General features: G+C 62.5%; 4 protein-coding genes and 1 pseudogene. 3 read left to right on the top strand and 2 right to left on the bottom strand.

The genetic code is table 11. The annotated features are described in order from the left end of the window. Both WB528_RS12975 and WB528_RS12970 read left to right on the top strand, forming a co-directional pair. A pseudogene (locus WB528_RS12975) lies at nucleotides 1-260 on the top strand (acyl-CoA dehydrogenase family protein); the annotation flags it as partial. A gap of 98 nt (nucleotides 261-358) precedes the next feature. Next, nucleotides 359-1,162: an enoyl-CoA hydratase/isomerase family protein gene (locus WB528_RS12970; RefSeq protein WP_423888815.1), complete on the top strand. Its 804-nt coding sequence runs from the start codon at nucleotides 359-361 to the stop codon at nucleotides 1,160-1,162. A gap of 197 nt (nucleotides 1,163-1,359) precedes the next feature. On the opposite strand, the gene WB528_RS12965 is transcribed toward WB528_RS12970, so the two are convergent. Together WB528_RS12965 and WB528_RS12960 are read right to left on the bottom strand one after the other, a co-directional pair. After that, nucleotides 1,360-2,148, bottom strand: a complete 789-nt coding sequence (locus WB528_RS12965) for an enoyl-CoA hydratase (RefSeq protein ID WP_423888814.1) — start codon at nucleotides 2,146-2,148, stop codon at nucleotides 1,360-1,362. A gap of 156 nt (nucleotides 2,149-2,304) precedes the next feature. Continuing rightward, nucleotides 2,305-3,510 (bottom strand): ABC transporter substrate-binding protein, encoded by a 1,206-nt coding sequence (locus WB528_RS12960; protein ID WP_423888813.1) that lies wholly within the window; start codon nucleotides 3,508-3,510, stop codon nucleotides 2,305-2,307. A gap of 278 nt (nucleotides 3,511-3,788) precedes the next feature. Here WB528_RS12960 and WB528_RS12955 point away from each other — a divergent pair, with 278 nt between their 5' ends. Then, complete coding sequence (locus WB528_RS12955) at nucleotides 3,789-4,457, top strand: thermonuclease family protein (RefSeq protein ID WP_423888812.1); 669 nt, start codon at nucleotides 3,789-3,791, stop codon at nucleotides 4,455-4,457. Nucleotides 4,458-4,856: the final 399 nt, after the last annotated feature.

The following is a 4,856-nucleotide window of genomic DNA, read 5'->3' as shown; positions in this document are numbered from 1 at the left end:
CGGTCGCGGGCATGTTGCAGGCCGGCAAGGAGCCGGTGGTCGAAGCCTCGATCGTCAAGGACATCGGTACCATCTGGGAACAGCAATTGCCGCACCGGGTTCGCGACCTCGCCGCCTTCGTCGATGCCGATGCATCCAACCGCGAGACGCTGGAAAATCAACTGGCGTTCGCGATCAAGACGGCGCCGAAACTCACGATTCAGGGCGGCACGACTGAAGTGCTGCGCGGCATCATCGCGCGCGGACTGGGGCTAAGGTAGATGCCGGTGATTCCGGAGGCTCGCGCCACGCATTCTGCTAAGAGGAGCGCGCTGCCGATGACGAGATATTCGGTAAAACCCAATCAGCGGAGACTGACATGAGTACCACCAAGGATATCGGCGTCGAGAAGATCGGCCATGTCGGCCTGATCGAAATCCGCAAGCCGCCGCTGAACTTCTTCGACATCTCGCTGATCAACCAGATCGCCGATGCGCTGGAGGAATTCGACCGCGACATCGAAATCCGCTCGTCGGTGCTCGCCTCCCAGGGCCGGGCGTTCTGCGCCGGCGCCAATTTCAACGATCCCGCGCGGCAGGAGCAGGAGGCGCGCGCCAAGGCCGATCCGGCATCGAGCCTCGGTCCGATCGCCCATCTTTATGTTCAGGCCGTGCGCATCTTCCGCAACCAGAAGCCGATCGTGGCCGCCGTGCACGGGGCGGCCATCGGCGGCGGGCTGGGACTTGCGGTGTCGGCGGATTTCCGCGTCACCTGCCCCGAGGCGCGCTTTGCCGCCAACTTCACCAAGCTCGGATTCCATCCCGGCTTCGGGCTGACGGTGACGCTCCCGGAACTGGTCGGCAAGAACAATGCCGAATTGATTTTCTACACGTCACGACGGGTCACCGGCCAGGAAGCCTACCGGATGGGCTTGGCCAATGAATGCGTGCCGCAGGATCAGGTGCGTTCCGCCGCGATGAAACTGGCGCAGGAAATCGCCGAGTGCTCGCCGCTCGGCCTGGTCTCGACCCGCGCCACCATGCGCGCCGGGCTCGCCGACCGCGTGCTCGCCGCCACCAATCACGAACTCGCCGAGCAAACGCGGCTGCGCGCCACCGAAGACTTCAAGGAAGGCGTCAAGGCGACCGAAGAGCGGCGGATCGCCAACTTCAAGGGGCGATAAAGCTCGCACCACTCTATCAACACGTCGTCCCCGCGGAAGCAGGGACGTCCAGCGTGAGCGCGATTGCGCTGATCGCGCACGCCGTGTCCTCTGGAAAAAGCACGGGTTTCTTCTGTAAGCAACCGAGAGCGGTGGTTATGGGTCCCCGCGTGCGCGGGGACGACAACCGTCCATGTTTTGAGGCAATAAAACTTGCTTCAATGATTCTGGAACACCGGCTTGCGCTTTTCCACGAACGCTTTCGCGGCTTCCTTGTGATCGCCGGTCTCGCCAGCGCGCGAGTGATGGAAGGCCTCCGCATCGAAGCAGTTTTCCAGCGACAGCCGTTCGGCATTGTTGATGTTGCGCTTGATATAGCCGAGCGTGATCGACGGGCCCTGCGCCAGCGACATCGCCAGTTCGCGCGTGGCCGCCTCGACCTCCGTGTCGGCAACGACGCGGGTCACCATGCCGAGCGCCAGCGCTTCCTGCGCCGTCAAGACCGGCGATAGCAGATAGAGCTCGCGCGCCTTGGCGCTGCCGAGCATCTGCGTCAGGAAATAGGTTCCGCCGTAGTCGCCTGACAGGCCGACCTTGGCGAAGGCGGTGGTGATTTTCACCGACGTCGAGGCGACGCGAAAATCGCAAGCGAGCGCGATCGAAAGCCCGGCGCCGGCGGCCGCCCCGTCGAGCTGGGCCACCACCGGCTTCGACATCTCATGCAGGATCCGCGAGACTTCCATGCCGCGCCGCAGGTTGACCATCCTGTTTTCGAACGACTGCGGCGCACGTCCCTCCGCCATCGACTTTACGTCGCCGCCGACACAGAAAGTGCCGCCCGCGCCTTTTAGCAGGACGGCGCGGACCTCGTGATCCTCGGCGGCGCGGCGGGCCGCAGCCACCAGACCCAGCGTCATGTCGACGTTGAGCGCATTGCGCCGGTCGGGCCGGTTCATGGTGATCGTCAGCAGCCCGGATTCGAGATTTTGCAGGACGGTTTCGTTCATCGCGGTGTATTCCTTATTGTTGTTGGTTGGCGTCGTCCCTGCGAACGCAGGGACCCATAATCCCGGACGCCAGTTGTTGCCAAGCTGTCTCGCCGCGTCCGAAACGGTAGGCCGCGGCGTATGGGTCCCCGCGTACGCGGGGACGACGAAAGGCCGTCACTTCGTCACCAGCGGGCAGCGCGACTCCGACAGCGGTTGGAAGGCTTCATCGCCGGGAATGGTCGCCAGCAGCTTGTAATCGTCCCACCGCCCCTTCGACTCCTCGGGCTTCTTGACCTCGAACAAATACATGTCATGCACCATGCGGCCGTCCTCGCGGATACGGCCGTTCTTGGTGAACATGTCGTTGATCGGCGTTTCCTTCATGATCTTCATGACTGGCGCAGCGTCCGTGGTGCCCGCGGCCTTCACCGCCTTCAGATAATGCATCACCGAGGAATAGACGCCGGCCTGCGCCGCGGTCGGCGGCCGGCCGATCCGCTGCATGAAGCGTTTGGAAAAGGCGCGGGTGTCGTCGTTGAGATCCCAGTAGAAGGCTCCTGCCACCAGCAGGCCTTGCGCGGTCGGAAGACCGACGCCGTCGATATCGGTAATGAAGGCGAGCAACGGCGATATCTTCTGGCCGCCCTTCAGGATGCCGAATTCCGCCGCCTGCTTGATCGTGTTGATGGTGTCGCCGCCGGCATTGGCAAGTCCGATCACCTTGGCTTTGGAAGCCTGCGCCTGCAGCAGGTAGGATGAAAAATCCGAGGTGTTGAGCGGATGCAGAACCTCGCCCAGCACCTTGCCGCCGGCCTTCTTCACCACGTTGGCCGTGTCCTTTTCAAGGTCGTGGCCGAAGGCGTAATCGACGGTGATGAAGAACCAGCTATCGAGGCCTTGTTTGACCGCGGCCAAACCGGTGACCCTCGCCTGCGAGTAGGTATCGAAGACGTAGTGGACCGTGTAAGGACCGCAGGCTTCGTTGGAAAGACGGATCGATCCGGGCCCGGAATACATGACGATCTTGTTGCGGGCCTTCGCGATCTCGCCGGCGGCCAGCGCCGTGGCCGATGCCGCGACGTCATAGAGCATCTCGACGCCCTGATTGTCGAGCATGTCGCGGGCGATGTTGGCGGCAAGATCGGCCTTGTTGAGGTGATCGGCGGCAAGGATCTCGATCTTGCGCCCCAACACCTCGCCACCGAAATCCTCCGCCGCCATTTTCGCAGCGGTCTCCGAGCCCGGACCGGTGATGTCGGCATAGAGCCCGGACATATCGAGGATGCCGCCGAGCTTCAGCGGAGGTTTGCCTTGCGCGAGCGCCGCTGTCGAAACCGCAGCCAACATCACGCCAAGCAAGCCGGAAAGAACCCGTCCCATGAAAACCTCCCTGAAACCCTTGTCGCATTGCGGTGAAGCCGCAATTGCCATTATCGCAATCATGCCGCAAGCATCCCGCAGCGGCAAGTTAGGGGACCGGATTAACCTCTTTCCGTCCGATGGAACGAACAACTGGGGTGAGCCAAACCAGGGTGCATATTTCGGCGATATCGAACAGAGTTCATTGGCTGACGATCGCACTGGCCGCGACCGCCACTATCGCTGCCGGTCCGGCTTCGGCGGCGCCTTGCGCGTTCGAGCCGCAGGGCGATGGGCGCGTGACCGCTGCGATCGATGCGCGCAGCTTTCGCCTTGAGGATGGACGCGATGTGCGTCTTGCCGGCATTGAGGCGGCTTTCGCGGAGAAGCGTGGTGCCGCGCCCGCTCAGGCGCTAGCCGCCCTGCTTGCGGGGCGCGACGTCCGATTGGGCGGTGAAGACGACACGCCGGACCGTTATGGCCGTCAGGTTGCCTTCGTCTGGCGGCTGCCCGACGAGACGCTGGTGCAGCGCGAACTTCTGGCGCGGGGCGAGGCCATCGCCGCCGCTGATGTGACCGACAAGGACTGCGCTGCCACGCTTTTGGCGGCGGAGGCGGCTGCCCGCGACTCAAAAAGAGGCATCTGGGCTGACCCGACCGTCATAAAAAACTCTGAAAGTCCGGGCGATATTTTGACCGGGATCGGGCGTTTTATGCTGGTGGAGGGCAAGGTTTTGTCCGTCCGGCAAGCTGGGGCAACCACCTATCTGAATTTTGGACGAAACTGGACACGGGACTTCGCTGTGACTATTCCAAAGCGGGCGCTTGCCAATTTGGCGGCGGCCGGCTTGGTGCCTAAGTCTCTGGAAAACAAACGTATTCGTGTCCGGGGGTTTGTGGAGGTGCGTACCGGCCCGCGCATAGAGGTGCTGCGGGCAGGACAAATTGAGCTATTGGGCGGGAATTAGCTAATGTGGTGGATTTGACAGCCATTCGGTCGCTGCGAGTTCTCAAAACGAATGCCAAATCCGAACCCCGCGTTAGAGGCTGAATATTTGCCCGTGTTCCTTTGGTTTTGACATTCGTAAAAGCACTCGCCGCGGCATGATACGAGTGTCAGAACGGGAACACTGGCTGAAACGTCTAAGAGTAGCGGTCGTGGTGGACGGTGTGGGACATCGCAAGGCAGGAAGGAGCGGCCGGCTTTGGGCTGCACCCATTATGCTGGGCGCATCGTTCCTGCTCGCTGCTTGCGGCGATTTCGGCCGACTTCAAACCGCAGGCCCCGCGCCAAGCGCCCCCGCCGCCAAGCCCAAAAGCACGTTCGTCCAGAGTCCGGCCGCGGAAAAGGAGCATGAACGGATCCT

Origin of the sequence: Bradyrhizobium sp. (genome assembly GCF_049586575.1) — a bacterium.
In the GTDB taxonomy this organism is placed as follows: Bacteria; Pseudomonadota; Alphaproteobacteria; order Rhizobiales; family Xanthobacteraceae; genus Bradyrhizobium.
This window is presented reverse-complemented; position numbering and strand designations above follow the sequence as displayed.

What these genes read in the sequence shown, in the direction of transcription:
- WB528_RS12970 (WP_423888815.1), top strand. Translation starts at nt 359, where the DNA reads ATGAGTACCACCAAGGATATCGGCGTCGAGAAGATCGGCCATGTCGGC.
- WB528_RS12965 (WP_423888814.1), bottom strand. Translation starts at nt 2,148, where the DNA reads ATGAACGAAACCGTCCTGCAAAATCTCGAATCCGGGCTGCTGACGATC.
- WB528_RS12960 (WP_423888813.1), bottom strand. Translation starts at nt 3,510, where the DNA reads ATGGGACGGGTTCTTTCCGGCTTGCTTGGCGTGATGTTGGCTGCGGTT.